At 60.1% G+C, this 26,893-nt stretch carries 26 protein-coding genes; 17 read left to right on the top strand and 9 right to left on the bottom strand.

Annotated elements, in window-relative coordinates; genetic code table 11:
• Positions 1-3: 3 nt before the first annotated feature.
• Positions 4-1,428 (bottom strand): aspartate ammonia-lyase, encoded by a 1,425-nt coding sequence (gene aspA / locus ACZZ0G_RS11295; protein ID WP_463556176.1) that lies wholly within the window; start codon positions 1,426-1,428, stop codon positions 4-6.
• A 180-nt stretch (positions 1,429-1,608) separates the two neighbouring features.
• Here aspA and ACZZ0G_RS11290 point away from each other — a divergent pair, with 180 nt between their 5' ends.
• From ACZZ0G_RS11290 to ACZZ0G_RS11270, 5 genes are all read left to right on the top strand, one after another.
• Positions 1,609-2,517, top strand: a complete 909-nt coding sequence (locus ACZZ0G_RS11290; RefSeq protein ID WP_463556175.1) for a LysR substrate-binding domain-containing protein — start codon at positions 1,609-1,611, stop codon at positions 2,515-2,517.
• A gap of 290 nt (positions 2,518-2,807) precedes the next feature.
• On the top strand, positions 2,808-3,299 hold the full coding sequence (gene purE, locus ACZZ0G_RS11285; protein ID WP_007920220.1) for a 5-(carboxyamino)imidazole ribonucleotide mutase: 492 nt from the start codon (positions 2,808-2,810) through the stop codon (positions 3,297-3,299).
• Between the two features lie 10 nt (positions 3,300-3,309).
• Entirely contained in the window at positions 3,310-4,392 is a 1,083-nt protein-coding gene (locus ACZZ0G_RS11280) for a 5-(carboxyamino)imidazole ribonucleotide synthase (protein WP_463556174.1), read from the top strand.
• A gap of 109 nt (positions 4,393-4,501) precedes the next feature.
• A complete protein-coding gene (locus ACZZ0G_RS11275; protein ID WP_007920223.1) occupies positions 4,502-4,747 on the top strand; it encodes a GlsB/YeaQ/YmgE family stress response membrane protein in 246 nt (81 codons plus the stop codon).
• Between the two features lie 93 nt (positions 4,748-4,840).
• Positions 4,841-5,377 carry a DUF3299 domain-containing protein gene (locus tag ACZZ0G_RS11270; protein WP_007920225.1) on the top strand — a complete coding sequence of 179 codons (537 nt, stop codon included), beginning with the start codon at positions 4,841-4,843 and terminating at the stop codon, positions 5,375-5,377.
• Positions 5,378-5,460: 83 nt separating this feature from the next.
• Here the strand turns inward: ACZZ0G_RS11270 and ACZZ0G_RS11265 are convergent, their stop codons facing one another.
• Together ACZZ0G_RS11265 and ACZZ0G_RS11260 are read right to left on the bottom strand one after the other, a co-directional pair.
• Positions 5,461-6,360 carry a D-hexose-6-phosphate mutarotase gene (locus ACZZ0G_RS11265; protein WP_463556173.1) on the bottom strand — a complete coding sequence of 300 codons (900 nt, stop codon included), beginning with the start codon at positions 6,358-6,360 and terminating at the stop codon, positions 5,461-5,463.
• Positions 6,361-6,418: 58 nt separating this feature from the next.
• Positions 6,419-6,823 (bottom strand): acyl-CoA thioesterase, encoded by a 405-nt coding sequence (locus ACZZ0G_RS11260; protein ID WP_003229628.1) that lies wholly within the window; start codon positions 6,821-6,823, stop codon positions 6,419-6,421.
• A gap of 376 nt (positions 6,824-7,199) precedes the next feature.
• Between ACZZ0G_RS11260 and ACZZ0G_RS11255 the strand changes: the two genes are divergently transcribed.
• The 8 genes from ACZZ0G_RS11255 to ACZZ0G_RS11220 all read left to right on the top strand — a co-directional run bounded on the left by ACZZ0G_RS11255 (position 7,200) and on the right by ACZZ0G_RS11220 (position 17,934).
• On the top strand, positions 7,200-8,498 hold the full coding sequence (locus ACZZ0G_RS11255; RefSeq protein WP_463556172.1) for an MFS transporter: 1,299 nt from the start codon (positions 7,200-7,202) through the stop codon (positions 8,496-8,498).
• Positions 8,499-8,738: 240 nt separating this feature from the next.
• Positions 8,739-9,740, top strand: coding sequence for a phosphate ABC transporter substrate-binding protein PstS (locus ACZZ0G_RS11250; RefSeq protein WP_123454734.1), 1,002 nt, complete (start codon positions 8,739-8,741; stop codon positions 9,738-9,740).
• A 422-nt stretch (positions 9,741-10,162) separates the two neighbouring features.
• Entirely contained in the window at positions 10,163-12,196 is a 2,034-nt protein-coding gene (locus ACZZ0G_RS11245; RefSeq protein WP_463558843.1) for an ABC transporter permease subunit, read from the top strand.
• A gap of 16 nt (positions 12,197-12,212) precedes the next feature.
• The gene (pstA, locus tag ACZZ0G_RS11240; RefSeq protein WP_463556171.1) at positions 12,213-13,883 is read left to right on the top strand and encodes a phosphate ABC transporter permease PstA; all 1,671 of its coding nucleotides are present in this window, start codon (positions 12,213-12,215) and stop codon (positions 13,881-13,883) included.
• Between the two features lie 93 nt (positions 13,884-13,976).
• Entirely contained in the window at positions 13,977-14,810 is an 834-nt protein-coding gene (gene pstB / locus ACZZ0G_RS11235) for a phosphate ABC transporter ATP-binding protein PstB (RefSeq protein ID WP_042561817.1), read from the top strand.
• 125 nt (positions 14,811-14,935) lie between these two features.
• Positions 14,936-15,697: a phosphate signaling complex protein PhoU gene (gene phoU / locus ACZZ0G_RS11230; protein WP_016985766.1), complete on the top strand. Its 762-nt coding sequence runs from the start codon at positions 14,936-14,938 to the stop codon at positions 15,695-15,697.
• 177 nt (positions 15,698-15,874) lie between these two features.
• Entirely contained in the window at positions 15,875-16,831 is a 957-nt protein-coding gene (locus tag ACZZ0G_RS11225; RefSeq protein ID WP_463556170.1) for a response regulator, read from the top strand.
• A 206-nt stretch (positions 16,832-17,037) separates the two neighbouring features.
• Positions 17,038-17,934, top strand: coding sequence for a peptidoglycan DD-metalloendopeptidase family protein (locus ACZZ0G_RS11220; protein WP_158958408.1), 897 nt, complete (start codon positions 17,038-17,040; stop codon positions 17,932-17,934).
• 113 nt (positions 17,935-18,047) lie between these two features.
• Here the strand turns inward: ACZZ0G_RS11220 and ACZZ0G_RS11215 are convergent, their stop codons facing one another.
• From ACZZ0G_RS11215 to phoB, 3 genes are all read right to left on the bottom strand, one after another.
• Entirely contained in the window at positions 18,048-19,388 is a 1,341-nt protein-coding gene (locus ACZZ0G_RS11215; protein WP_007920256.1) for a hemolysin family protein, read from the bottom strand.
• A 110-nt stretch (positions 19,389-19,498) separates the two neighbouring features.
• Positions 19,499-20,785: a phosphate regulon sensor histidine kinase PhoR gene (phoR, locus tag ACZZ0G_RS11210; RefSeq protein WP_463558842.1), complete on the bottom strand. Its 1,287-nt coding sequence runs from the start codon at positions 20,783-20,785 to the stop codon at positions 19,499-19,501.
• A gap of 139 nt (positions 20,786-20,924) precedes the next feature.
• Positions 20,925-21,614, bottom strand: coding sequence for a phosphate regulon transcriptional regulator PhoB (gene phoB, locus ACZZ0G_RS11205; RefSeq protein WP_007896474.1), 690 nt, complete (start codon positions 21,612-21,614; stop codon positions 20,925-20,927).
• 151 nt (positions 21,615-21,765) lie between these two features.
• Between phoB and ACZZ0G_RS11200 the strand changes: the two genes are divergently transcribed.
• Positions 21,766-22,149 (top strand): COG4315 family predicted lipoprotein, encoded by a 384-nt coding sequence (locus ACZZ0G_RS11200; protein ID WP_160042376.1) that lies wholly within the window; start codon positions 21,766-21,768, stop codon positions 22,147-22,149.
• A 113-nt stretch (positions 22,150-22,262) separates the two neighbouring features.
• Here the strand turns inward: ACZZ0G_RS11200 and ubiA are convergent, their stop codons facing one another.
• Both ubiA and ACZZ0G_RS11190 read right to left on the bottom strand, forming a co-directional pair.
• On the bottom strand, positions 22,263-23,153 hold the full coding sequence (gene ubiA, locus ACZZ0G_RS11195) for a 4-hydroxybenzoate octaprenyltransferase (RefSeq protein WP_463556169.1): 891 nt from the start codon (positions 23,151-23,153) through the stop codon (positions 22,263-22,265).
• A complete protein-coding gene (locus ACZZ0G_RS11190) occupies positions 23,153-23,713 on the bottom strand; it encodes a chorismate--pyruvate lyase family protein (RefSeq protein WP_463556168.1) in 561 nt (186 codons plus the stop codon). The genes ubiA and ACZZ0G_RS11190 overlap by 1 nt, the downstream gene beginning before the upstream one ends.
• A 200-nt stretch (positions 23,714-23,913) precedes the next feature.
• On the opposite strand from ACZZ0G_RS11190, the gene ACZZ0G_RS11185 reads away from it, so the two are divergent.
• The 3 genes from ACZZ0G_RS11185 (at position 23,914) to ACZZ0G_RS11175 (ending at position 25,717) form a co-directional block, all read left to right on the top strand.
• Positions 23,914-24,081: a rubredoxin gene (locus ACZZ0G_RS11185; protein WP_003437744.1), complete on the top strand. Its 168-nt coding sequence runs from the start codon at positions 23,914-23,916 to the stop codon at positions 24,079-24,081.
• A 21-nt stretch (positions 24,082-24,102) separates the two neighbouring features.
• Entirely contained in the window at positions 24,103-25,251 is a 1,149-nt protein-coding gene (locus tag ACZZ0G_RS11180; protein WP_463556167.1) for an NAD(P)/FAD-dependent oxidoreductase, read from the top strand.
• A gap of 190 nt (positions 25,252-25,441) precedes the next feature.
• Positions 25,442-25,717: an HU family DNA-binding protein gene (locus ACZZ0G_RS11175; RefSeq protein ID WP_003213368.1), complete on the top strand. Its 276-nt coding sequence runs from the start codon at positions 25,442-25,444 to the stop codon at positions 25,715-25,717.
• Between the two features lie 96 nt (positions 25,718-25,813).
• Here the strand turns inward: ACZZ0G_RS11175 and ACZZ0G_RS11170 are convergent, their stop codons facing one another.
• Positions 25,814-26,893: a hypothetical protein gene (locus ACZZ0G_RS11170; protein ID WP_463556166.1), complete on the bottom strand. Its 1,080-nt coding sequence runs from the start codon at positions 26,891-26,893 to the stop codon at positions 25,814-25,816.

Here is a 26,893-nt window from a genome sequence, read left to right as displayed (position 1 = left end):
GGTTCAGGCTTTCAGCGGAACCAGACGCGGAGCAATCATGTTTTCCGGGCGCAGGATGTCGGCGAGCATGGCTTCGTCGAGCAGACCTTCTTCGCGCACCAGTTCCAGCACGCCGCGGCCGCTTTCGAGGGCGAGACCGGCGATGCGGGTGGCGTTTTTGTAGCCGATGTACGGGTTCAGTGCGGTCACCAGACCGATCGAGTGCTCGACCAGTTCACGGCAGCGCGTTTCGTTGGCGGTGATGCCGACGATGCAGTGCTCGCGCAGCATGTCCATGGCGCGTTGCAGCAGGCGGATCGAGTCGAAGATCTTGAAAGCGATCAGTGGCTCCATCACGTTCAGCTGCAGTTGGCCGCCTTCGGCTGCCATGGTCAGCGCCAGGTCGTTACCGATCACCTGGAATGCCACCTGGTTAACGGCTTCCGGGATCACCGGGTTGACCTTGCCGGGCATGATCGAGCTGCCTGGCTGACGCGCTGGCAGGTTGATTTCGTTGATGCCGGTGCGTGGGCCGCTGGACAGCAGGCGCAGGTCGTTGCAGATCTTCGACAGCTTGACCGCAGTGCGCTTGAGCATGCCGGAGAACAGTACGAAGGCGCCCATGTCGGAAGTCGCTTCGATCAGGTCGGCGGCTGGAACCAGCGGTTGACCGCTGATCAGGGCCAGACGCTGAACAGCCAGCGCTTGATAACGCGGGTCGGCGTTGATGCCGGTACCGATCGCGGTGCCGCCCAGGTTCACTTCAGTCAGCAGTTCCGGGGCCAGCGTCTTCAGACGGGCCAGGTCTTCGCCCATGGTGGTGGCGAAAGCACGGAATTCCTGGCCGAGGGTCATCGGCACGGCGTCTTGCAGCTGGGTGCGGCCCATTTTCAGGACATGATCGAACTCTTTGCCCTTGGCCGCGAACGCCTGAATCAGGCTGTCGAGGCTGGCCAGCAGGGTGTCGTGACCCAGCAGCAGGCCCAGACGAATCGCGGTCGGGTAGGCGTCGTTGGTCGACTGCGCCATGTTGACGTCGTCGTTCGGGTGCAGGAACTGGTACTCGCCTTTCTGGTGACCCATTGCTTCGAGCGCAATGTTGGCGATCACTTCGTTGGCGTTCATGTTGGTGGAAGTACCGGCGCCACCTTGAATCATGTCGACCACGAACTCTTCGTGGTAATCACCGCGGATCAATCGGGCACAGGCTTCGCTGATGGCAGCGTGCTTGGCTTCGCTCAGGTGACCCAACTCGCGGTTGGCGTCAGCAGCGGCCTGTTTGACCATTGCCAGACCGACAACGAGTTTTGGGTAATGCGAAATCGGAACGCCGGAGAGACGGAAGTTGTTCACCGCTCGCAGGGTCTGGATGCCGTAATACGCTTGAGCCGGTACTTCGAGGGCGCCAAGCAGGTCGTTTTCTGTGCGGAAAGATGCAGCGGAGGACATGATAGAAATCATCTCGATATGGACCCGGTCTGTGCCGGAACGCTGCGAATGCTAGGCTTGTAGGAATTTTTGGGCCAATGCTGTTCAGCACTGCCCTATGCACATTCGGCATAATGCCCGTGTGACGCCGCGTGCGCGGCAGACGTGTGACCTGTTTTGGTGCGTGTCCGGGAGGACGTGATGAATCTGGAAAGCAAATGGCTCGAGGACTTCAGTGCTCTGGCCGCCACCCGCAGCTTCTCGCAAGCGGCCGAACGGCGCTTCGTGACTCAGCCTGCCTTCAGTCGGCGGATCCGCAGTCTGGAAGCTGCTCTGGGGCTGACCCTGGTCAATCGCTCGCGCACGCCGATCGAACTGACGGCGGCGGGGCAGTTGTTTCTGGTGACCGCACGCACCGTGGTCGAGCAGCTCGGTGAAGTGCTGCGCCATCTGCATCATCTCGAAGGCGGGCAGGGCGAAGTGATGCAGGTCGCGGCGGCTCACTCGCTGGCGTTGGGCTTTTTCCCGCGCTGGATCGCGCAGTTGCGCAATGAAGGTTTGAACATTGCCACGCGGTTGGTTGCGACCAACGTCGGCGATGCAGTGCATGCGTTGCGTGAAGGTGGCTGCGATCTGATGCTGGCGTTCTACGATCCGGATGCGGCGATGCAGATGGATCCGGAGATTTTCCCTTCGCTGCATTTGGGCCAGACTGAGATGTTGCCGGTGTGCGCGGCGGATGCCGAGGGCAAGCCGTTGTTCGATCTGGAGGGGGAGGCGAGCGTGCCGTTGCTGGCGTACAGCGCCGGAGCGTTTCTCGGGCGGTCGGTGAATGGCTTGCTGCGTCAGCGTCAGCTGCGCTTTACCACTATTTACGAAACCGCGATGGCCGACAGCCTGAAGAGCATGGCGCTGGAAGGACTGGGCATCGCCTGGGTGCCGCAGTTGAGTGTGCGCGCGGAGTTGGCTCGCGGCGAACTGGTGGTGTGCGGCGGCCCGCAATGGCACGTGCCGCTGGAGATTCGCCTGTATCGCTGCGCGCTGGTGCGCAAGGCCAACGTGCGTCTGTTGTGGCGCAAGCTCGAAGGTGGCGCCGCACAATCTTCCTGAAAAGATCGCAGCCTGCGGCAGCTCCTACATTGGGATGCATTTCCCTGTAGGAGCTGCCGCAGGCTGCGATCTTTTGATCTTTTAGGCTGACCTTCAAGTCAATAAAACCGGGCATTTGCGGCAGATGACAGATGGTCGCGCGGGGGGCTGTTTATTGCTTTCTTTGCGGTATACTGCGCGGCCTTCGGCCGGCACGTCCGGCCATTTTTCGTACAATCAAGCCACGCAACCTGCGTGGCTTGTTGTTTTATGACGCGCCTGCGGGCGCTCCAGAGAGAAGAGGCGCGACGATGAGTGCACTGGTTGGCGTGATCATGGGCTCCAAGTCCGATTGGTCCACCCTTAGCCACACCGCCGATATGCTGGAAAAGCTCGGCATCCCGTACGAGGTCAAAGTGGTCTCTGCCCACCGTACCCCGGATCTGCTGTTCCAGTACGCCGAAGAGGCTGAAAGCCGCGGCATCGAGGTGATTATCGCCGGTGCCGGTGGCGCAGCCCACTTGCCAGGCATGTGTGCGGCCAAGACCCACCTGCCGGTGCTGGGCGTGCCAGTGCAGTCGGCCATGCTCTCGGGCGTCGACTCGCTGCTGTCGATCGTGCAGATGCCAGCAGGCATTCCGGTCGCCACCCTGGCCATCGGCAAGGCTGGCGCGATCAACGCCGCGCTGCTCTCGGCGAGCATCCTCGGCGCCAAGCATCCGCAGTTCCACGCGGTACTGAAAACCTTCCGTGCCGAGCAGACAGACAGCGTCCTGGACAATCCAGACCCACGTATTGCCTGAGGTTGTTGAGATGAAGATCGGTGTAATCGGTGGCGGCCAGTTGGGTCGCATGTTGGCCTTGGCGGGCACTCCGCTGGGCATGAACTTCGCTTTCCTCGACCCTGCGCCGGACGCCTGTGCGGCGGCATTGGGCGAACACCTGCGGGCCGATTACGGCGATCAGGATCATCTGCGCCAACTGGCCGATGAAGTCGATCTGGTGACCTTCGAGTTCGAAAGCGTCCCGGCGGAAACCGTGGCATTCCTCTCGCAATTCGTCCCGGTCTACCCGAGCGCCGAAGCCCTGCGCATCGCTCGCGATCGCTGGTTCGAGAAGAGCATGTTCAAGGATCTGGGCATCCCGACTCCGGCCTTCGCTGACATTCAATCGCAAGCCGATCTGGACGCCGCCGTGGCTTCCATCGGTCTGCCGGCCGTGCTGAAAACCCGTACCCTGGGTTATGACGGCAAGGGCCAGAAAGTCCTGCGCAAACCGGAAGACGTGGTTGGCACCTTCGCCGAACTGGGCAGCGTGTCCTGCCTGCTCGAAGGCTTTGTGCCGTTCACCGGTGAAGTCTCGCTGATCGCCGTGCGTGCTCGCGATGGTGAAACCAAGTTCTATCCGCTGGTGCACAACACCCACGACAGCGGCATCCTCAAGCTGTCGGTGGCCAGCACCGATCACCCGTTGCAGGCGTTGGCCGAAGACTACTCGAGCCGTGTGCTCAAGCAGTTGAACTACGTCGGCGTGATGGCGTTCGAGTTCTTTGAAGTCGACGGTGGCCTCAAGGCCAACGAAATCGCCCCGCGTGTGCACAACTCCGGGCACTGGACCACCGAAGGCGCCGAGTGCAGCCAGTTCGAAAACCATCTGCGTGCCGTTGCCGGCCTGCCGCTGGGTTCGACGGCCAAGGTCGGCGAGAGCGCGATGCTCAACTTCATCGGCGTTGTGCCGCCGGTTGAGAAAGTCATCGCCATCGAAGACTGCCATCTGCATCACTACGGCAAAGCTTTCAAGGCCGGACGCAAGGTCGGTCACGCCAACCTGCGCTGCGCCGACATGGCCACGCTGCAGGCGCAGATCGTCAAGGTCGAAGCGCTGATCGCCGAGTAAAACAGTTTCATGCGGCAGCGGCGGAACCATTCAGGGGCCGCCGTTCTCTCATGGCAGGATGCCAAAGTCTGACTAGGCTTCGCATATCTATCTTTGAGAGGGAATTGCCATGGGAATTATCGGAACCATCTTTATCGGCTTGATCGTCGGCCTGCTGGCTCGGTTCCTGAAACCGGGCGATGACAGCATGGGCTGGATCATGACCATCCTGCTCGGTATCGGCGGTTCGCTGGCGGCCACCTACGGCGGCCAGGCTCTGGGCATCTATCACGCGGGCGAGGGCGCAGGTTTCATCGGCGCACTGGTTGGCGCAATCGTGTTGCTGGTGATCTACGGCCTGATCAAAAAGAACTGATCCAAAGCGACAAAGCCCTCTCTGCCAACGTGGCCGGGAGGGCTAGAATGCTCGGCGATTGACTGATCCTTCCTTTCTATACCGAGCACCTTCATGCGCCGTCTTCTGTTGACTCTCCTTTTCTTGGGCAGCGGTTTGGCCCACGCCGGCGAACTGCCGGAAACCGACTGGCTCGAACTGATGCCCAAGTCGGATCAAAAGGCCCTCGAGGCCATGCCTGAAATCGACCACAACTCCCCGGAAGCCACCGGCACCTTCACCGAGAAGGGCGGGATGAAGCAGGCCAAAGGTCTGCCGGCGGTGATGTATTCGACCAAAACCGTGGCGTCTATGAATGACAAACACATCCGCATCGGTGGTTACCCGGTGCCGCTGGAGTCTGACGCCAAGGGCCGCAGCACGTTGTTCTTCCTCGTGCCGTATCCGGGCGCCTGCATCCACGTGCCGCCACCGCCACCGAATCAACTGGTGCTGGTGCGCTATCCGAAGGGTTTGAAACTGGACGACATCTACACGCCGTTGTGGGTGACCGGCACGCTGAAAGTCGAGAAGGTCAGCAATGATCTGGCTGACGCGGCGTATGCGCTGGAAGCGGACAAAGTGCGGGTGGTGCAGGAATCTGATCTCTAAAGCAAAAGATCGCAGCCTGCGGCAGCTCCTACAGGGATATGCATTCCAATGTAGGAGTTGCCGAAGGCTGCGATCTTTTGATCTTAAAGCGCTTTGCTGGCGACACTGACGCCCATGGTACAGCTCGCACCCGGCGCGAGCGTGACGATGTCATCCATCACATTCGCCGTCTCGATGCATAGCATGCGCTGCCAGCCATCGTTATCCATGTCGGCCAATGCAGCGGCGCGATCAATCCACGGATTCCAGATCACCGCCGTGCGTGAACCGGTCGCGGTCAGGACAATGCGCCGCTCCCAGGTCGGGTCGACGATGCTCAGTTGTGGTGGAGCGTCGAGGTAGATGCGGTCGGTTTCCCCGGCAAACTGCAGGTCACCTTGCTGGCTGTTGGTTTTCCAGTCATCCAGCGTCTCGATGTACTTCAAGCCATCCACGCCATCGACGTGCATATTGCGCACATCACTGACCGCGAAATAGGTGTGCAGCGCCTGGCTCAGGCTGACGGTGTCACTGCCACGGTTGTGGCTGGTCAGGCTGAAACTCAGCTGTTCGGACAAAAGCAGGGTCAGGGTCAGATCGACCTGATGCGGCCAGTCCGGCAGGCCGCCTTCGGGATAAGGCAGTTTAAATTCGACCTTGATACCGTTGCTTTCGGCTTCGATACCGCCCAGTTCCCAATCCATCGCCCGCACCAGACCGTGCGCGGGTGCCGGCTGCTCGCCGGTGTACATGGCCTGCACGCTCTGCGGGTTGCGTTCGAACTTGCCGAACCACGGCCAGCACACCGGCACGCCGGCGCGAATGTTTTTACCCGTTTTGAAGTCGGCCTTGTCGTTGAGCCAGATGATCGGCGGCTGGCCATCGATCTGATAACTGAGGATGTGCGCGCCTTGCTGGGCCACCAGCACTTCGGCCTGACCGTGGCGAATGCGCCAGCAGTTCAGTTCATCCAGTTTCACCGCTTCAACGTTGGGCGTGTTCATGGGGCAGCTCTCGATCAGACACTTGGGACGGTTATCGACCGCAAAACGGCCGCGAGGTTTAACGCGCGCGTGGCGGAACCGAGCGAGTGCGGCCGCTGCCGTCGATGGCGACGAAGACGAATACCGCTTCGGTCACTTTACGCCACTCGCTGGACAGCGGATCGTCGCTCCACACTTCGACCATCATCTGGATCGAGCTGCGGCCGATTTCCAGAGTCTGGGTATAAAAGGACAATTGCGCGCCGACAGCGACCGGCACGAGGAAAGCCATGCGATCGATGGCAACGGTTGCCACACGACCGCCAGCGACACGGCTGGCCATTGCGGTGCCGGCCAAATCCATCTGCGCCACCAGCCAGCCGCCGAAAATATCGCCAAAGCCGTTGGTTTCGCGGGGAAGTGCAGTGATTTGCAGGGCCAGGTCGCCTTGCGGGATCGGATCTTCTTGTTCGAGCTCTATCATGCCGGGGGTGCCTCTGACCCGTGACTCTTGTTGGTATTGCTGGTGGTAGCCGTCTTCGGGAAAAACGATTCAGCACCGAACATACTACGTTCGTCACGTTTTCCATCAGGCGCCTAAAGGAGAAACTCTGCGAAACCGGCTAATCCCGAGCAAAGGCCGGGCCAACGACGTTTTCGCACAGCAACCCCTTACAAACCGGAGCAGGTTGCGAGTATATCGGTCGGTAGACTCCACGACGACCATCCGGTTCTCATTTCGACCGTCAAATACGCGCCTCTATGTGCTTTTTCGAACAATTTGCTATGGTGCCGAACCTGCCCAAGCCACCGCCAGCGTTGTTGTGGCGGCAGATCCGACTATAAGAGAAGCCCTTGCCATGACCACAGCGCCTTCGAGCCTCGCGCAGCCCGAGCAACCCGCACGACCGTTGACCCGCAATGACTACAAGACTCTGTCGCTGTCCGCCCTTGGCGGCGCGCTGGAATTCTACGATTTCATCATCTTCGTCTTCTTCGCTACCGTGGTCGGCAAGTTGTTCTTCCCGGCCGACATGCCCGAGTGGCTGCGCCTGATGCAGACCTTCGGCATCTTTGCCGCCGGCTATCTTGCGCGGCCGTTGGGCGGCATCGTCATGGCGCACTTCGGCGATCTGCTGGGGCGCAAGAAGATGTTCACCCTGAGCATTTTCATGATGGCCGTGCCAACCCTGATCATGGGGCTGCTGCCGACTTACGCACAGATCGGCATGTGGGCGCCGATCCTGCTGCTGGTGATGCGGGTGATTCAGGGCGCGGCGATTGGCGGGGAAGTGCCGGGCGCGTGGGTCTTCGTTTCCGAACACGTACCGCAAAAGCACATGGGCTACGCCTGCGGCACCCTCACCAGCGGCCTGACTGCCGGTATTTTGCTCGGCTCGCTGGTCGCCACCGCGATCAACAGCATTTATACGCCGGCGGAAGTTTCCGATTACGCTTGGCGCATCCCGTTCCTGCTGGGCGGTGTGTTCGGCCTGTTCTCGGTCTACTTGCGCCGCTGGCTGCACGAAACTCCGGTGTTCGCCGAGCTGCAACTGCGTAAAGCCTTGGCTGAAGAAGTCCCGCTGCGCGCCGTGCTGCGTGATCATCGCGGGGCGATTGCGATCTCGATGCTGCTGACCTGGCTGCTCTCCGCTGGCATCGTCGTGGTGATTCTGATGACCCCGACTGTGTTGCAAACGGTCTATCACTTCACGCCGACGGAGTCGCTGCAATCGAACAGTCTGGCGATCGTGTTCCTGAGCTTTGGTTGCATCATTTCCGGCGCACTGGCGGATCGCTTCGGTGCCGGACGCGTGTTTGTGTTCGGTTGCCTGGGTCTGCTGGCCAGTTCATGGACCTTCTATCACAGCCTCGCCGATCATCCGAACTGGCTGTTCCCGCTGTATGCGCTCACCGGTTTTCTGGTCGGCACCATTGGTGCGGTGCCGTATGTGATGGTCAAAGCGTTTCCGCCGGTGGTGCGCTTTAGCGGGTTGTCGTTCTCGTACAACGTGGCTTACGCGATCTTTGGTGGCCTGACGCCGATGGTGGTCAGCCTGCTGCTGAAAGAAAGCGCGATGGGGCCTGCCTACTATGTGGCAGTGCTGTGTGCGATGGGGATTCTGGTCGGGGCGTGGCTCTGGAAGAAAGGGCGCTGATTTTCTCTTCCGCCTGATCGTTCCCACGCTCGGCGTGGGAATGCATCCTTTGACGCTCCGCGTCACCTCTCAAATGCGGACGCAGAGCGTCCATGGCGGCGTTCCCACGCAGAGCGTGGGAACGATCTGTCGCGACATGCTGGCCTTTCATCCAATTGTCATATTTCAGCCATAGAGTGTTCACACGGCCTGCTGATACTTGGCCCCGACTTAACACACCCTATCTGCTAGGAGTAAGGCATGAAACTGAAGCGTTTGATGGCGGCAATGACTTTTGTCGCTGCTGGCGTTGCGACTGCCAACGCGGTTGCCGCTGTTGACCCTGCTATCCCGAGCTACACCAAGACCACTGGTGTGTCGGGCAACCTGTCCAGCGTCGGCTCCGATACCCTGGCCAACCTCATGACCCTGTGGGCTGAGAACTACAAAAAAGAATACCCGAACGTCAACATCCAGATTCAGGCCGCTGGCTCCGCCACTGCGCCACCTGCGCTGACTGAAGGCACCTCCAACCTGGGCCCGATGAGCCGCAAGATGAAGGACACCGAACTGGCTGCTTTCGAGCAGAAGTACGGCTACAAGCCAACCGCTATCCCGGTTGCCGTGGACGCCCTGGCGGTGTTCGTGCACAAGGACAACCCGATCCAGCACCTGACCATGGAACAGGTTGATGCGATCTTCTCGTCGACCCGTCTGTGCGGCGCCAAAGCCGACGTTAAAACCTGGGGTGACCTGGGCGTGACCGGTGACCTGGCCAACAAGCCGGTTCAGCTGTTTGGTCGTAACTCGGTATCCGGCACCTACGGCTATTTCAAAGAAGAAGCCCTGTGCAAAGGCGACTACAAGCCAAACGTCAACGAACAACCAGGTTCGGCGTCGGTTGTGCAGTCGATCAGCTCCTCGCTGAACGGCATCGGTTACTCGGGCATCGGTTACAAGACCGCTAGCGTGAAAACCGTGGCTCTGGCCAAGAAGGGCGGCACTGACTTCATCGAAGACACCGAAGAAAACGCCCTGAACGGCAAGTACCCGCTGTCGCGCTTCCTCTACGTTTACGTCAACAAAGCTCCGAACAAGCCTCTGGCTCCGCTGGAAGCTGAGTTCGTGAAGCTGGTGCTGTCGAAACAGGGCCAGGAAGTTGTGGTGAAAGACGGCTACATCCCACTGCCAGCCAAGGTTGCTGCAAAAGCACTGGCTGACCTGGGTCTGCAAGAAGGCGGCGCTGAAGTCGCAAAGAAGTAACAAATTGAGTCCGGGGTGAACCCCGCCGGACTCAGGTAAAAGGCCGGATCTGCTTGCAGGCCGGCCTTTTCCACACCTCAAATTTTTGATCCTCTGCCAGCCCTGCTGGCGGTGGATTTGCTGCGTCACTGCATTGTCATCTTTCTGTCATACAGGATCGCTAGGGTGAGCGCATGAATGATCTGGCCAATTCCCACATGACTACTAATCCTCCCAAGCGCATTGATTTCAATACGCCTGAGCTGCAACGCAAGCGCCGTATTCGCGCGCTCAAGGATCGCTTCACCCGCTGGTACGTCCTCGTTGGCGGTCTCGCGGTGCTGGCAGCCATCACCTTGATCTTCTTCTTCCTCGCCTACGTGGTTGCGCCGCTGTTCCAGGGCGCCGACCTGACCGCGAAAGACTCGATCACCCCAGCCTGGATGCAGGACGCCGGCAAGCCGCTGATGATTTCGCTCGAAGAGCAGAATCAGGTGGCGATGCGCGTTTCCGACAAGGGTCAGGCATTGTTCTTCGATATCGACAGTGGCGCTGAACTGAAGCGCGTCGATCTGCCGGTGCCTGCCGGTACAACCGTGACCTCGATTGGTGAAGACCAGCCGGGCCAACCACTGGTAGCCGTGGGCCTGTCCAACGGTCAGGCGCTGGTGTTCCGTCACACCTATAAAGTCAGCTACCCCGATGGCAAGAAAACCATCAGCCCGGCCATCGAGTATCCGTATGGCGAGGCCCCGATCGCGCTCAACGAAGCCGGCGGTGCGCTGGAGCACGTCAGCCTGAACGCCACCGACACGACGCTGATGCTGGTCGGTTCGACCGGCTCGCAACTCAATGTGCTGTCGCTGACCAGCGAAGAAAACATGATGACCGGCGAAGTCACCAACGAGCAGAAGCGTATCGATCTGCCGCAGATGACCGAGTCGGTAAAAAACATCTTCGTCGATCCGCGTCAGCAGTGGCTGTACGTGGTCAACGGTCGTGCCCAGGCCGACGTGTTCAGCCTGCGCGACAAGAGCCTCAACGGTCGCTACAAACTGCTGGAAAACGCTGACGCCGAAGTCACTGCCACCACGCAACTGGTCGGCGGTATCTCGCTGATCGTCGGTGACTCCAAGGGTGGTCTGGCTCAGTGGTTCATGGCCCGCGACACCGATGGCGAGCAGCGTCTGAAGCAGATCCGCACCTTCCAGATGGGCACCGCGCCAATCGTTGAAATCACCGCTGAAGAACGTCGCAAAGGCTTCCTCGCGCTGGATGCCAGCGGCAAGCTCGGCGTGTTCCACAGCACCGCGCACCGCACCTTGCTGGTCGATCAGGTTGTTGAAGGCCAGGGCCTGTTCGGTTTGTCGCCACGCGCCAACCGTGTGATCGTCGAAGCCGGCGGCAAGCTGCAACCACTGCTGCTCGACAACCCGCACCCGGAGGTTTCCTGGAGCGCGCTGTGGAGCAAGGTCTGGTACGAGAACTACGACGAGCCTAAATACGTCTGGCAATCGACCGCCGCCAACACTGATTTCGAACCGAAACTGAGCCTGTCGCCACTGACCTTCGGCACCCTGAAAGCCGCGTTCTACGCGATGCTGCTGGCCGCGCCACTGGCTGTCGCCGCTGCGATCTACACCGCGTACTTCATGGCCCCGGGCATGCGCCGCAAGGTCAAACCGGTGATCGAGCTGATGGAAGCAATGCCGACGGTGATCCTCGGTTTCTTCGCCGGTCTGTTCCTCGCGCCCTATGTCGAAGGGCATCTGCCGGGCATCTTCAGCCTGCTGATGCTGTTGCCGATCGGCATTCTGGTCGCCGGTTTCACCTTCAGCCGCTTGCCTGAATCGATCCGCCTGAAAGTCCCGGACGGTTGGGAAAGTGCGCTGCTGATTCCGGTGATTCTGTTTGTGGGCTGGCTGTCGCTGTACATGAGCCCGTTCATGGAGAACTGGTTCTTCGGCGGTGACATGCGCATGTGGATCTCCCACGACCTGGGCATCACCTACGACCAGCGCAACGCACTGGTGGTCGGCCTGGCCATGGGCTTCGCGGTCATCCCGAACATCTACTCGATCGCTGAAGACGCCGTGTTCAGCGTGCCGCGTGGCCTGACCCTCGGCTCGCTGGCGCTCGGTGCCACACCGTGGCAGACCATGACCCGCGTAGTGATCCTGACCGCCAGCCCGGGGATCTTCTCGGCGCTGATGATCGGCATGGGCCGTGCGGTCGGCGAAACCATGATCGTGCTGATGGCCACCGGTAACACCCCGGTCATGGAAATGAACCTGTTCGAAGGCCTGCGCACCCTGGCCGCCAACGTCGCGGTGGAAATGCCCGAGTCGGAAGTCGGCGGCAGCCACTACCGCGTGCTGTTCCTCTCGGCGCTGGTGCTGCTGTTGTTCACCTTCGTCATGAACACCCTGGCAGAACTGATTCGTCAGCGTCTGCGCAAGAAATACTCGTCGCTTTAAGCAAAGGTAGAAGTCTGTGAAACAGAACTCCCTGAAAGGATGGTTCAAGAGCGGCGCCCCGGGCGTCTGGATCAGCGGTGGCGCGGTGTCCATCGCGGTCATCATGACCATTGGCCTGCTGGCCGTGATTGCCGTGCGCGGTCTGGGTCACTTCTGGCCGGCGGATCTGGTGCATGCCAGCTATGACGTACCGGGTCAGGCCAATCATCTGGTCATCGGTGAAGTGGTACAGAAAGAAGAAGTGCCACGTGCCCGTCTGAAGAGCGCCGGATTGCCGGTGCCTGACGTCGGCCCGGAATTCATGACCCGCGAGCTGATCAAGGTCGGCAACCGCGATTTGAACGGCAACGACTTCACCTGGATCGTCGGCGAGTGGCTGACCAACCAGACTACGCCGCCCGAGTTGATGGCGATCGAGCGTCGCGAGTGGGGCAACTTCTACGGCTACCTGGTCAACGTCAAACAGGATGGCAAAGTCATCGCCGAGGGCGAGGCCGCGTGGCCTGAGTTGCAGGCGCGGATCAACCGTGTAAACGGTCTGGCGGCACAACTGAAGTCGCTGGAAAAGACTGACATCGGTGCGATCAACGCAGGCCTGGAGCGCATCCGTCTGCACGGTCGCAAACTGGAACTGGAAGGCAAGCTCGACGCCACGGCGCAAGCGGACATGGAATCCGAGCGCGCCGAGCTGAATGCGCGTTATCAGGACATCGAAGCGCGCCTGGCCGATCTGCATGCGCAGTTCAACCGTGATGCCTTGACCGCTCGCGATGCCAACGGCAAAGAGATCGAAATCGGTCTGGGCAAAGTGGTTCACGCCTACCAGCCGAACGCGATGAGCACCTTCACCAAAGTTGGTTTCTACTTCGGCAAGATCTGGGAATTCCTCTCCGACGACCCACGTGAAGCGAACACTGAGGGCGGGATTTTCCCGGCGATCTTCGGCACCGTGATGATGACGTTGATCATGGCGATGATCGTCACCCCGTTCGGCGTGCTGGCGGCGGTGTACCTGCGTGAATACGCCAAACAGAACACCCTGACGCGGATCATCCGTATCGCGGTGAACAACCTCGCCGGCGTACCGGCGATCGTTTACGGCGTGTTCGGGCTGGGCTTCTTCGTTTACGTGCTGGGTGGTTCGGTCGACCGCTTGTTCTTCCCCGAAGCGCTGCCGGCGCCGACCTTCGGTACACCGGGTCTGCTCTGGGCCTCGCTGACTTTGGCACTGCTGGCGGTGCCGGTGGTGATCGTCGCGACTGAAGAAGGTCTGGCACGTATTCCGCGTACCGTGCGTGAAGGCTCGTTGGCCCTCGGCGCGACCAAGGCTGAAACCTTGTGGAAAATTGTGATCCCGATGGCCAGCCCGGCGATGATGACCGGCATGATCCTCGCCGTGGCTCGCGCCGCCGGTGAAGTGGCGCCGTTGATGCTGGTGGGTGTGGTGAAACTGGCGCCGTCGCTGCCGGTGGACGGCAACTACCCGTACCTGCACCTGGACCAGAAAATCATGCACCTGGGCTTCCACATTTATGACGTCGGCTTCCAGAGCCCGAACGTCGAAGCGGCCCGCCCGCTGGTGTACGCCACGGCGCTGTTGCTGGTGCTGGTGATCGCCACGTTGAACCTGTCGGCGGTGTATATCCGCAACCACCTGCGCGAAAAATACAAAGCACTGGATAGCTAAAGCCATTAGCCACAAGCGGCAAGCTACAAGCCGCTTTTGCTCAAACTTGCAGCTTGCAGCTAGAAGCTCGCAGCTACGAACGGAGTGAGAACCATGCAGCACGAAACACACACCCACGGCATCAACATGTCCGCCCTGGGCCGCGACAAGCAGAGTCTGAATCTCGAGCAGGAAACCGTGGCCATCGAAGTACCGGGCCTGAGCCTGTACTACGGCGAGAAACAAGCGTTGTTCGACGTCAGCATGAACATCCCGAAACAGCGCGTAACCGCGTTCATCGGCCCGTCCGGCTGCGGTAAATCGACGTTGCTGCGTACCTTCAACCGCATGAATGACCTGGTTGACGGCTGCCGCGTAGAAGGCGCGATCAACCTCTACGGCAACAACATCTATCGCAAAGGCGAAGACGTCGCCGAGCTGCGTCGTCGCGTCGGCATGGTGTTCCAGAAGCCCAACCCGTTCCCGAAGACCATCTACGAAAACGTGGTCTACGGCTTGCGCATCCAGGGCATCAACAAGAAGCGCATCCTCGACGAAGCGGTCGAGTGGGCGTTGAAAGGCGCGGCACTGTGGGACGAAGTCAAAGACCGTCTGCACGAATCGGCACTCGGTCTGTCCGGTGGTCAGCAACAGCGTCTGGTGATCGCCCGCACCATCGCGGTGGAGCCGGAAGTACTGCTGCTCGACGAACCGTGCTCGGCCCTCGACCCGATCTCGACGCTGAAAGTCGAAGAGCTGATCTACGAGCTGAAGTCCAAGTTCACCATCGTCATCGTGACCCACAACATGCAGCAGGCGGCGCGTGTGTCCGACTACACGGCGTTCATGTACATGGGCAAACTGGTGGAATTCGGCGACACCGATACCCTGTTCACCAATCCGGCGAAGAAGCAGACCGAAGACTACATCACGGGGCGCTACGGCTGATTGAAGCAGCTGCGAGCGGCAAGCTTCGAGCGGCAAGTTAGAAGCGAAGCGGCATGGATCACCACATAACAGCTTGCAGCTTGTAGCTTGCAGCTCTTGGTTAAACGCTTTTTCGGAGCGAATGCATGATTTCCAAAGAAGGCCTCACTCATCACATCTCTGCGCAGTTCAACGCTGAGCTTGAGGAAGTGCGCAGCCACCTCCTGGCCATGGGCGGGCTGGTCGAGAAGCAGGTCAACGACGCGGTGACCGCGCTGATCGAGGCCGATTCCGGTCTGGCTCAGCAGGTGCGCGAGATCGACGACCAGATCAACCAGATGGAACGCAACATCGACGAAGAATGCCTGCGCATTCTCGCCCGTCGTCAGCCGGCGGCGTCCGACCTGCGCCTGATCATCAGCATCTCCAAGTCGGTGATTGACCTTGAGCGCATCGGTGACGAAGCGACCAAGATCGCCCGTCGCGCCATTCAGCTGTGCGAAGAAGGTGAAGCGCCGCGCGGTTACGTCGAGGTTCGTCACATTGGCGACCAGGTGCGCAACATGGTTCGTGATGCGCTGGACGCGTTTGCCCGTTTCGACGCCGATCTGGCGTTGTCGGTGGCGCAATACGACAAGATCATCGACCGCGAATACAAGACCGCCCTGCGCGAGCTGGCGACCTACATGATGGAAGACCCGCGCTCTATCTCGCGGGTCTTGAGCATCATTTGGGTGCTGCGTTCGCTGGAGCGTATCGGCGACCACGCGCGCAACATCTCCGAATTGGTCATCTACCTGGTGCGCGGCACCGACGTGCGCCACATGGGCCTCAAGCGCATGAAAGAAGAAGTTGAAGGCACAAGCGGCGAAACCGCTAATGTTCCGGGCAATGCTGACGATAAGTAAGATTGCCTGAGAAAAGCGCCCGGCCCTTTGGCCGGGCGTTTTTGTTTGTGCTTTTCACAAGGCAGATCGAATTAAAAAGCAGCACCCGCGAACGAAAAGTCCCGGCGTGACTGAAGAGTTTTGGCAATGTGCCATCAGCCAGCGTTATGCTTGCCGGGATTTTAATAGGGGTGTTGGATGAGCAAGATCAGTGTGTTGGTCGTGGACGATGCTTCGTTCATTCGTGACCTGGTGAAAAAGTGCCTGCGTAATTACTTCCCGGGGATCCGCACCGAGGACGCCGTCAACGGTAAAAAGGCCCAGGCCATGCTGGCCAGAGAAGCCTTCGACCTGGTCCTGTGCGACTGGGAAATGCCGGAAATGTCCGGTCTAGAACTGCTGACCTGGTGCCGCGAGCAAGACAACCTCAAGACTATGCCCTTCGTCATGGTCACCAGCCGTGGCGACAAGGAAAACGTCGTGCAGGCGATTCAGGCCGGTGTTTCCGGTTACGTCAGCAAGCCGTTCACCAACGAGCAACTGCTGACCAAGGTTAAACAGGCGCTGAACAAGGTCGGCAAGCTCGACACCTTGATGAACAGCGCGCCGACTAAAATGAACTCGGCGTTCGGCAATGATTCGCTGAGCGCGTTGACCGGTGGCAAAGCTGCCGTGGTCGGCGGCGCCCCGGCAGCCGCTGCGGTCAACCCGTTTGCGAAACCTGCTGCTGCCGCACCAGCACCCGCTGCTGCGCCATCCCGTGGTTTGCTCAACAGCCCACCGGTCAAGGCGCCAGTCGCCGCGTCGGCTCCGGCCAGCGGTCGCGGTCAGGGCCAATTGCGCCTGCCAAGCGGTACTCAGCAATGCGTGATCAAGGCCCTGAGCATCAAGGAAGCGTTGCTGGTGGTGAAACGCACCGAGACCCTGCCGCAGATCCTCGACAGCGCTGTGCTCGACCTGGAGCAGGGCGACAACGCCGAAATTGCGCGCCTCAACGGCTATCTGCACGCGGTTGTCGCGTTTGAGCCGAAGCCTGACAGCGACTGGCTGCAACTGACCTTCCGCTTTGTCGACCAGGACGCGCAGAAACTCGATTACATCTCGCGCCTGATCGCCCGCGGCACGGCGCAGAAGCACTTCGTTCCGGGCGCTTGATCACAGCTTTACGCTGATCGTTCCCACGCTCTGCGTGGGAATGCCTCAACCGGACGCTCCGCGTCCTCTCGCATGGGACGCAGAGCGTCCCGGGCTGCATCCCCACGCAGAGCGTGGGGACGATCATTTGAAACATCTGTCGACTAGCCTGGTCTGCTTCACCTGCTAGGCTCATTTCCAGGCCTTACTTCGACAGACTCTTGCCCATGCTCGCGCGCCTACTGTTTTTCTGTGGTCTCTTCATGGCCTGCACCTCGGCTGTGGCCATGACCATTTACAAATCCACCGATGCCAACGGCGTGGTCTCGTACAGCGACCGGCCGAGCAAAGGCGCGCAGGTGTTCGTCTTTCAGGACCGCATGGTCGAACGCCTGGAGCGCCAGGTGTACCTCGATATCAAGAAGCAGAAGGGCACCGACGTGGTGTTCGTGCGCAACGATCTGTATGCGCCAGTCAAAATTGCCTTGGCATTCACCGGGCTGAGCAATGTACGCGGCGCCCCGGCGCAAACCATCCACCGTGTGCTGCCCGCGCGCAGCAATACACGGTTGGCGCTGCTGACGGCGGTGTCTGGCAAGCAACCGTTGGTGTACACGCCACAATTTCACTATTCCCTCGGCGACCCCGCTGGCATCGCGCAGGGCTATCGCTATCCACTGCCATGGCGTGGCGGGCCGTTCCGTTTGAGCCAGGGCGCCAACGGCCAATACAGCCACTATGGGCCGAAGAATCGTTATGCGATGGACATCGCCATGCCGGTAGGCACACCGATCATTGCCGCGCGGGCCGGGGTGGTGGTGAAAACCGAGAATTCACAGAGTGGGCGCGGATCGGATGCGTCCGGCAATTTTGTGCGGGTGCTGCATGACGACGGCACCATGGGCGTGTACCTGCACCTCAAGCAAGGCTCGGTGAGCGTGCGCGAAGGGCAAAGGGTGGCGGTGGGCAGTCCGTTGGCGCTGTCGGGCAATACCGGCAACAGCAGCGGCCCGCATTTGCACTTTGTGGTGCAGCGCAATACCGGTGAGGGGCTGGTGTCGATTCCGTATCAGTTCGTTCAGCCGCTGGGGGCGTTGCCCAACTTTGCGCTGGGCAAGCAGTGATGAGGTGTCTGATCTGACGCCTTCGCGAGCAGGCTCGCTCCCACAGGTTCGGTGTGATCCCTGTGGGAGCGAGCCTGCTCGCGATAGGGGCGGCGCGGTGCCGGATCAGCCCATCAATCCAGCATCAACACCTTGGCCAGCACAATCTTCGGCCCTTTCATCTTCTTGATGATGATCCGCAGGCCTTCGACTTCCAGCACTTCTTCCTCTTCAGGTACGCGCTTCAAAGTCTCGTAGACCAGCCCGGCAAGGGTTTCCGCTTCGATGTGATCCAGGTCGATGCCCAACAGGCGTTCTACCTTGAACAGCGGCGTATCACCGCGCACCAGCAGCTTGCCCGGTTGATAGGCGAGGATCCCGCGCTCAGCCTTGCGGTGTTCGTCCTGGATGTCGCCGACCAGCACTTCCAGCACGTCTTCCATGGTCAGGTAGCCGATGATGTTGCCGTCAGCCTCCTCGACCACGGCGAAGTGTGAGCCGCCCTTGCGGAACTGCTCCAGCAACTGCGACAGCGGCATATGACGCGACACGCGTTCCAGCGGACGGGTCAGTTCGGCTAGGTTGAACGACTCGGGAATGTGGTCCAGCGCCGCCAGTTCCAGCAGCAGGTCCTTGATGTGCAGCAGGCCGACGAACTCCTGGCGCTCGCTGTCGTACACCGGATAACGGCTGAACTTGTGGCGACGGAACATCGCCAGGATTTCTTTCAGCGGCGCGTTGAATTCAAGCGTGATCAAGTCTTCACGGGAGTTGGCCCAGTCAACCACCTCCAGCTCGCCCATTTCCACCGCTGAGGCCAAAACGCGCATGCCCTGATCGCTCGGATCCTGGCCACGGCTGGAGTGCAGAATCAGTTTCAGTTCTTCACGGCTGTAATGGTGTTCGTGGTGCGGGCCGGGTTCGCCCTGGCCGGCGATCCGCAGAATCGCGTTGGCGCTGGCGTTGAGCAGGTAGATCGCCGGGTACATCGCCCAGTAGAACAGGTACAGCGGCACCGCCGTCCACAGCGACAGCAGCTCGGGTTTGCGGATCGCCCAGGATTTCGGAGCCAGTTCGCCGACCACGATGTGCAGGTACGAAATGATGAAGAACGCAGTGAAGAACGACACACCCTTGACGATTTCCGGCGATTGCACGCCGACCGCGCTCAGCAGCGGCTCGAGAATGTGCGCAAAGGCCGGTTCACCGACCCAGCCGAGGCCGAGGGAGGCGAGAGTGATACCGAGCTGACACGCCGAGAGGTACGCATCGAGCTGACTGTGTACGGTGCGCAGGATGTGTCCGCGCCAGCCGTTCTGATCAGCGATGGCCTCGACCCGGGTCGAGCGCAGTTTGACCATGGCGAATTCTGCCGCAACGAAAAAGCCGTTGAGCAAAACCAGGATCAGAGCAAAAAGGATCATGCCGAAATCGGCGAATATTGTTGCGAGGGACAAGCCAGGGGAAGGGTCCATGATGGAGTTTTGCGGGTTCCGTGTGATTCAAGAGAGAGAAAAGTCGTGCCTGAAAGGCAGGCACAAGTCAGCCAATGTAGCGGCTGACCTGGCGATTGCCTAGTGCGACATTACTCAGCGGCGCTGATCGCCCGCGCTTGGGCCACCTGAGCCGGGGCGAAATGGCAGGTGAAGGTGCTGCCGTGACCGGGCACGCTGCTGATCTCCATGCGTGCGCGGTGGCGCAGCAACACGTGCTTGACGATGGCCAGACCCAGGCCGGTGCCGCCGGTGTTGGAATTGCGGCTGGAGTCGACGCGGTAGAAGCGTTCGGTCAGGCGCGGCAGGTGTTTGCTGTCGATGCCGATCCCGGAATCCTGCACGCTCAGGTGTGCGCCCTGATCGTCGCCCCACCAGCGAATGCGGATGTTGCCCTCGGCCGGGGTGTACTTAACCGCGTTGAACACCAGATTGGAAAACGCACTGCGCAATTCCGCCTCGCTGCCCTTGAGTAGAAGGCTGGCGTCGGCTTCGAGGCTGATGCGCTGGTTCTTCGTGCCGGACAATTGTTGCGCATCGCTCTTGATCGATTGCAGCAGCGTGTCGACCTGCACGGGCTGGTTGTCCGACGGGTAGTCGGTGGCTTCCAGCTTGGCCAGCAACAACAAGTCGTTGAGGAGCGTCTGCATGCGTCCGCCCTGTTGTTGCATCTGCTGCAGGGCGCGGCTCCAGCGCGGATTAACCTCTTCGACGTTGTCGAGCAGGGTTTCCAGATAGCCGCAGATCACCGTCAGTGGTGTGCGCAACTCGTGGGAGACGTTGGCGATGAAGTCTTTGCGCATCTGTTCCAGCTGATGGATGCGCGTGACGTCGCGCACCAGCATCAAGTGTTCGTTGTTGCCGTAGCGGGTCAGGTACAGCTGAATGCGTACGCGATCATTGGTCGGCGAGGGGATTTCCAGCGGCTCGGCGTAGCTGTCCTGTTCGAAGTATTCCTTGAAGCGCGGATGGCGCACCAGGTTGGTCACCGGTTGGCCACTGTCCTGCGGGGTCTTGAGGCCGAGCAGGGTTTCGGCGGCGCGGTTCCACCATTCCAGGTTGCCGTCGCTGTCGAGCATGATCACCGCGTCTTTCAGCGCAGCAGTGGATTCCTGAACCCGGTCGATCACCGCTTGCAGGCGCCCGCGCACGCGTTGGTCGCGGCGTTGCAGGTGATAGATGCTGTCGAACACTTCGCCCCACAGGCCGTAACCATCGGGCGGTGCTTCGTCGGGTTGATGCTGGCGCAGCCACTCGTGCAGGCGCAGCAATTGCTTGAGCGTCCAGGCCAGATAAATCCCCAGACCCGCCGCGAGGCTCCAGCCGTAATAGCCGGTGATCAGGCTGATCACCAGGCAAGCGGTGACCAGCAACAGCATGTGGCGAATCAGGGTGCCATGCCAGTTTTGATTCACGGGGGCGTCCTTAGCCGCAGCTTCAAGTTTCAAGCTGCAAGCTACAAGCTTGAGCGGCTCGCAGTTTCTTGCCGCTTACAGCTAGAAGCTTGCAGCTGTTTTTTTATGCTTTGGTGGAAAACCGGTAGCCGGTGCCGCGCACGGTTTGTACCAGATTTTCGTAGGCGTCGCCGAGGGCCTTGCGCAGGCGGCGGATGTGCACGTCGACGGTGCGCTCTTCAACATAGACGTTGCCGCCCCAGACCTGATCCAGCAACTGGCCACGGGTGTAGGCGCGTTCCTGGTGGGTCATGAAGAATTGCAGCAGACGGTATTCGGTCGGGCCCATCTCGGCTGGTTTGCCGTCGATGGTCACGCGGTGGCTGATCGGGTCGAGCAGCAGACCGCCAACTTCGATCGGCGCTTCTCCGTCGGTCGGGCCGGCGCGGCGCAGCACGGCTTTGAGACGGGCGACCAGTTCGCGCGGGGAAAACGGTTTGGTGATGTAGTCGTCGGCGCCGACTTCCAGACCCTGGATCTTGTTGTCCTCTTCGCCCTTGGCGGTGAGCATGATGATCGGGATGTCTCCGGTCAGCTCGTCGCGCTTGAGGCGACGGGCCAGTTCGATACCGGACGTGCCGGGCAGCATCCAGTCGAGCAAGATCAGGTCCGGCTTGCGGTCGACGATGATGGCGTGCGCCTGCTGCGAGTTCTCTGCCTCGAGGCAGTCATAGCCGGCCATTTCCAACGCAACGGCGATCATTTCGCGAATGGGCGCTTCGTCGTCGACGATCAGAATGCTCCTGCCAACCATGCCTTAATCCTCTTGTCATTTAACTGTCTTGCGCCGCATTAGATAACGGAATTATTGCAGTCGTGTGACAGTATTTTAGTCCGGCAGCGATTGTGCAAATCCTGAACTAAGCTCTAAGTCCGAATCCTGACAACCACAAAAGAAGGCTTCCATGACTCAAATGACTGTTTCTTTTAAAGCACTGCTGATGGCTGCGGCCCTGACTCTGCCTGGATTTGCCATGGCCGCCGAGCCGGCCATGATGAAGGACGGCATGATGGTCGACCACAAAGGCATGACCGTTTATACGTTCGACAAGGACGCTGGCGGCAAGTCGATGTGCAACGGCGATTGCGCGAAAAACTGGCCGCCGATGATGGCGCCGGCGGGTGCCAAGGCTGAAGGCAAATGGACAGTGATCAAGCGCGATGACGGCATGATGCAATACGCCTACGACGGCAAGCCGCTGTATACCTTCGTCAAGGATGAGAAGCCTGGAGATATGACGGGCGACAAGATGAAAGACGTCTGGCACGTGGTGCACGAGCACAAGTAACCGCAAGTCCCCTGTGGGAGCGAGCCTGCTCGCGAAAGCGGTGTGTCAGTTAAGCAGTTTGTCGACTGACACGACGCCTTCGCGAGCAGGCTCGCTCCCACAGTTCGTGTGAATCAGCGCAACGCGTAATCCAGCACGATCCCGACGAAAATCGCCAACCCGGCCCAGTGGTTGTGCAAGAACGCCTTGAAGCAACGCATGCGGTCACGATCCCGCGTGTACCAGAACTCCCACGCATAACACCCGGCAGCCACCAGCAAGCCGAGATGGAACCACGTCCCCAACTCAAACTTCGACCCCGCCAGCAACAGGCAACCCAGCGACAACGCCTGCAAACTCAGGATGATCACCCGGTCCGCCTCGCCAAACAGAATCGCCGTCGACTTCACGCCGATCTTCAAATCGTCATCGCGATCAGTCATCGCGTAATAGGTGTCGTATCCCACCGTCCACAGCAGATTGGCGATCCACAGCAGCCACGCCGCCGCCGGCAGCTCGCCAGTCTCGGCGGTGAACGCCATCGGCATGCCCCACGAGAACGCCGCGCCCAGCACCACTTGCGGGTAATAGGTGTAGCGCTTCATGAACGGATAGGTGAAGGCCAGCGCCAGCCCGCCCAGAGACAGCCAGATCGTCGGCGCATTGGTGCACAGCACCAGCAAAAAGCTCACGCCCATCAACAGGGCGAAGAACACCAGCGCTTCTTTCGAACTGATTCTGCCGGCAGCCAATGGCCGTTGTGCGGTGCGTTTGACGTGGCCGTCGACCTTGCGATCGGCCCAGTCGTTGATCACGCAGCCGCCGGCGCGGGTCAGCACCACGCCGAGGACGAAAATCACGATATTGGCCAGCGACGGCGAGCCTTTGCCGGCAATCCACAGCGCCCACAGCGTCGGCCAGAGCAGCAGATAAATACCGATCGGCTTGTCCATCCGCGTCAACTGAATGAAATCCCAGGCGCGCGGGTTCAAGCGGTTCAGGGACTTGAGCAGGCTCTGATACATCAGCAGTTCTCCGGATGGGCGCGGGCGGCGACCCACAGGCTCGGCAAGAATATTTCCGCGACCAGCACGCTCAACGCGCCACGGTCGAAGCGCGACCGGCGACCCCACAGCTCAGGCGCTTTCGCGGCTGGTGGCAGCCATTCCTCAGGGTAGTGACAAACTTCGAGAGCGCGGCGCTGGAACGCCTGATCGCAAAAAAGCAGTTCGCCCAGCGAGCGGCTGCCCAGTTCGTCCATGTGCAAACCGTCGCCCTGCAAGGCGGCGCGTGAGGCGACGCTGCGGGCGAATACCCAGGCCTCGCCATGGCCACGCAAATACACCTCGCGCACCCAGCCTTCGCTGCCTTCGGCCAGATCCAGCGCCGCGCATTCGTCGCTGCGCAGGGTGTCCCAGCCTTCGAACAACGGCGTGACGCTGAAGCCGTCATTGGACAGCCGGGTCAGTCGGCGGGTGAGGGAGCCTTCGTCGAACAACCAATCGAGGGTCAACGAATCGGGGAGGGGCGTCAGTCGGCTTTGGGTCAGCCAGAGCGGGGTCGGGCAGGCATTTGAATGTTGCACAATGAGTCATTATTGGCCGCAAATGAGGCGGCGAGCTTACCATGGCGAGCTGTGCTATTGATTGATCCGGGTCGCCGTTGCGCCGAACAGGCTTGCATCTGCCCGGCTCCATCAGTACAAAACGCCCTGAGCCGGATGGCAGCGCAACTCCATCGACCGTCCGCGCCGGCACCAAGCCTGAACCCTGAGGAAGTACCTGAATGAAAAAGTGGCAATGCATCGTTTGTGGCCTGATCTACAACGAAGCCGACGGCTGGCCGGATGACGGCATTGCGCCGGGCACCCTGTGGCAGGACGTGCCGGAAGACTGGCTGTGCCCGGACTGCGGCGTCGGCAAGATGGACTTCGAAATGATCGAAATCAACTAAGTAAATCCAAAGGAGTAGGGCATGAGCGCACCTGTCGTCATCATCGGCACCGGCCTGGCGGGCTATAACCTGGCCCGCGAGTTTCGCAAACTCGACAGCGAAACCCCGCTGCTGTTGATCACTGCCGATGACGGTCGCTCTTACTCCAAGCCGATGCTGTCTACCGGTTTCGGCAAGAACAAGGATGCCGACGGCCTGAGCATGGCCGAGCCGGGCGCCATGGCCGAGCAGTTGAAAGCCGAAGTGCGCACCCACACGCGCATCAGCGGAATCGACGCTGGCCACAAGCGCTTGTGGATCGGCGAAGAAGCGGTGTACTACCGCGACCTGATCCTCGCCTGGGGCGCAGAAACCGTGCGCGTGCCGATCGAAGGCGATGGCGCGGATCTGGTATTCCCGATCAACGATCTCGAAGACTACGCGCGTTTCCGTGCGGCAGCGGCCGGGAAGCGCCGCATCTTGCTGCTGGGCGCCGGTCTGATTGGCTGCGAATTCGCCAATGACCTGATCCTCGGCGGCTACGAAGTGCAACTGGTGGCGCCGTGCGAACAAGTCATGCCGATGCTGCTGCACCCGGCGGCTGCGGCAGCGGTGCAGGCCGGACTGGAAAGCCTGGGTGCGAAATTTCACCTCGGCCCGGTGCTGACCCGTCTGCAAAAAGTCGCTGAAGGTCTGGAAGCGCATCTGTCCGACGGCCAGGTCATTCCTTGTGACGTGGTGGTCTCGGCCATCGGCCTGCGCCCACGCATCGATCTGGCGGCGGCTGCCGGCGTACAGGTCAATCGAGGCGTCGTGGTCGACCGACACCTGAAAACTTCCCACGCCAATATCTACGCCCTGGGCGATTGCGCCGAGGTCGATGGGCTGAATCTGCTGTACGTGATGCCCCTCATGAGTTGTGCGCGAGCACTGGCACAAACTCTCGCCGGTAACCCGACTGCCGTGAGCTACGGCCCGATGCCGATCACCGTGAAAACCCCGGTGTGCCCACTGGTGGTTTCGCCGCCGCCACGCGGTAGCGAAGGCGTCTGGACGGTTGAAGGGCAGGGCGCCGACATCAAGGCCCTGTGCCACGGCGCCGACGGCCAATTGCTCGGTTATGCGCTGACCGGCGCGGCGGTGATGGAAAAACTCACCCTGAACAAACAGCTTCCGGCCCTGCTGGCGTAAATACCGGTCGTTCTGTCGGAATCACCCCGCTTTTGCCCCTACAAAGGTCGCGGGGAGACTGGCGCCGCCGGTATCCGCGTGCCATTCTCACTCCCGTCTGCCGCAGCGTAGAGCCTGCGGCGCCTTGGGCGCTGTTCCAACGAGAACAGCACGGACATAACAACAAAAAACCGTCAAAGGGGCTTCACTAATGCGTAAACCAGAACTCGCCGCTGCAATCGCTGAAAAAGCAGATCTGACCAAAGAACAGGCCAACCGCGTACTCAACGCCGTTCTCGAAGAAATCACCGGCGCTCTGCACCGCAAGGACAGCGTGACGCTGGTCGGCTTCGGCACCTTCCTGCAACGCCACCGCGGCGCCCGCACCGGCAAAAACCCGCAGACCGGCGAACCGGTCAAAATCAAGGCCAGCAACACCGTGGCGTTCAAGCCAGGCAAATCGTTGAAAGACAGCGTTAATCCATAAGTGCGGCGGATCCCCTGAATAGCGGGGGAACACTGTGATAAAAAATGGGCACACCGATTGCGGTCGGGTGCCCATTTTTTATGCCTGTAAATCGGCTTATTGGCGGCGGAAGCAGGCCTTGCCATTGCCGAAGTCCACGGCCAGGCAGTTTGGCTCGATCGCCAGTTGCAGATCTTTGAACAACACAGAAAGATCGCCGTTGGCAGGGTCAGGATAGGCTTGCCAGTCCAGCGTCGCCCATCGAGTTTCCGGCATGACGGTGAACCACTCGATTTCATCAGGAGAATTTTGTGTATGTAAGCCGATTTTTGCCAATGCTTTATTTGGGGAGAACGGCACTGTCAGCGTGTTTCGCTGCGAGTCTGTCCAAACCTCCTTCAACGTCGAACCGTCTTCGAATTGCCAATGAACTTCGACCGGATGAATCGCGGGTGGTGAGACTGGATCGAAGTGATAAAACGTCAACCAATAATTATGGTCAACTCGTTCTCGCTCTTCTGGAGCCAGATATTGGCTGGTAGTTGCCAGATCAAATCCGATGGGTTGTTCGAACGTTAAGGGCTGGTTTTTTCGTTTCTTCCAACCAATGTTGAAGGCTCGGCTATCCCCCGCGACATTGAACCATTGATAGGTTCCACAATTTTGATCTGTGCCAAAGCCAATTTTTTTCAGCGTTCTCTGGTGATCGTAAGGAAACCAGAGGTCTGTTTGTTGATTCGAGTTCAGAAGCAATTGACCCGGTGGACCTGAATTGAACTCGAGACTGACCATCACGGGCTTCAGGGGCGGCGGCGGAGGTTGGTGATCGTACCGTAGCTCTAGAACGTAGCTCTCTTTAGCCAACTCATTTTTTTCTTTGTCGGCATATTCCTTTAATTCGATCAGCGTTCTCTCGCGTGAAAGATTGTAGGAAAGCTTCTTTGCTGGTTGGGCAGCAGGCTCTTGCTCCAGCATTAGAGTGTTTTCCTCGACATACCAGTTTCCCTTGGCGACACCGCCAGCCGATCCGTAGGCGATACCAGCAGAAAAGGTGCCGTCCTTACGCAACAGCAACTCGGCGCCCATTTCCATGGCGCCCGTCAGGTAGTAATGGCCGTCCAGTGGCGGGTTGTCTGCGGATGCGTGGGTAGCGGGAAGCCACATCAGCGCTGCGAACAACAGCGGTTTCAATTCCAT

This window comes from Pseudomonas sp. AC169 (assembly GCF_979258515.1).
This window is presented reverse-complemented; position numbering and strand designations above follow the sequence as displayed.

What these genes read in the sequence shown, in the direction of transcription:
- aspA (WP_463556176.1), bottom strand. Translation starts at nt 1,428, where the DNA reads ATGTCCTCCGCTGCATCTTTCCGCACAGAAAACGACCTGCTTGGCGCC.
- ACZZ0G_RS11290 (WP_463556175.1), top strand. Translation starts at nt 1,609, where the DNA reads ATGAATCTGGAAAGCAAATGGCTCGAGGACTTCAGTGCTCTGGCCGCC.
- purE (WP_007920220.1), top strand. Translation starts at nt 2,808, where the DNA reads ATGAGTGCACTGGTTGGCGTGATCATGGGCTCCAAGTCCGATTGGTCC.
- ACZZ0G_RS11280 (WP_463556174.1), top strand. Translation starts at nt 3,310, where the DNA reads ATGAAGATCGGTGTAATCGGTGGCGGCCAGTTGGGTCGCATGTTGGCC.
- ACZZ0G_RS11275 (WP_007920223.1), top strand. Translation starts at nt 4,502, where the DNA reads ATGGGAATTATCGGAACCATCTTTATCGGCTTGATCGTCGGCCTGCTG.
- ACZZ0G_RS11270 (WP_007920225.1), top strand. Translation starts at nt 4,841, where the DNA reads ATGCGCCGTCTTCTGTTGACTCTCCTTTTCTTGGGCAGCGGTTTGGCC.
- ACZZ0G_RS11265 (WP_463556173.1), bottom strand. Translation starts at nt 6,360, where the DNA reads ATGAACACGCCCAACGTTGAAGCGGTGAAACTGGATGAACTGAACTGC.
- ACZZ0G_RS11260 (WP_003229628.1), bottom strand. Translation starts at nt 6,823, where the DNA reads ATGATAGAGCTCGAACAAGAAGATCCGATCCCGCAAGGCGACCTGGCC.
- ACZZ0G_RS11255 (WP_463556172.1), top strand. Translation starts at nt 7,200, where the DNA reads ATGACCACAGCGCCTTCGAGCCTCGCGCAGCCCGAGCAACCCGCACGA.
- ACZZ0G_RS11250 (WP_123454734.1), top strand. Translation starts at nt 8,739, where the DNA reads ATGAAACTGAAGCGTTTGATGGCGGCAATGACTTTTGTCGCTGCTGGC.
- ACZZ0G_RS11245 (WP_463558843.1), top strand. Translation starts at nt 10,163, where the DNA reads ATGCAGGACGCCGGCAAGCCGCTGATGATTTCGCTCGAAGAGCAGAAT.
- pstB (WP_042561817.1), top strand. Translation starts at nt 13,977, where the DNA reads ATGCAGCACGAAACACACACCCACGGCATCAACATGTCCGCCCTGGGC.
- phoU (WP_016985766.1), top strand. Translation starts at nt 14,936, where the DNA reads ATGATTTCCAAAGAAGGCCTCACTCATCACATCTCTGCGCAGTTCAAC.
- ACZZ0G_RS11225 (WP_463556170.1), top strand. Translation starts at nt 15,875, where the DNA reads ATGAGCAAGATCAGTGTGTTGGTCGTGGACGATGCTTCGTTCATTCGT.
- ACZZ0G_RS11220 (WP_158958408.1), top strand. Translation starts at nt 17,038, where the DNA reads ATGCTCGCGCGCCTACTGTTTTTCTGTGGTCTCTTCATGGCCTGCACC.
- ACZZ0G_RS11215 (WP_007920256.1), bottom strand. Translation starts at nt 19,388, where the DNA reads ATGGACCCTTCCCCTGGCTTGTCCCTCGCAACAATATTCGCCGATTTC.
- phoR (WP_463558842.1), bottom strand. Translation starts at nt 20,785, where the DNA reads ATGCTGTTGCTGGTCACCGCTTGCCTGGTGATCAGCCTGATCACCGGC.
- phoB (WP_007896474.1), bottom strand. Translation starts at nt 21,614, where the DNA reads ATGGTTGGCAGGAGCATTCTGATCGTCGACGACGAAGCGCCCATTCGC.
- ACZZ0G_RS11200 (WP_160042376.1), top strand. Translation starts at nt 21,766, where the DNA reads ATGACTCAAATGACTGTTTCTTTTAAAGCACTGCTGATGGCTGCGGCC.
- ubiA (WP_463556169.1), bottom strand. Translation starts at nt 23,153, where the DNA reads ATGTATCAGAGCCTGCTCAAGTCCCTGAACCGCTTGAACCCGCGCGCC.
- ACZZ0G_RS11185 (WP_003437744.1), top strand. Translation starts at nt 23,914, where the DNA reads ATGAAAAAGTGGCAATGCATCGTTTGTGGCCTGATCTACAACGAAGCC.
- ACZZ0G_RS11180 (WP_463556167.1), top strand. Translation starts at nt 24,103, where the DNA reads ATGAGCGCACCTGTCGTCATCATCGGCACCGGCCTGGCGGGCTATAAC.
- ACZZ0G_RS11175 (WP_003213368.1), top strand. Translation starts at nt 25,442, where the DNA reads ATGCGTAAACCAGAACTCGCCGCTGCAATCGCTGAAAAAGCAGATCTG.
- ACZZ0G_RS11170 (WP_463556166.1), bottom strand. Translation starts at nt 26,893, where the DNA reads ATGGAATTGAAACCGCTGTTGTTCGCAGCGCTGATGTGGCTTCCCGCT.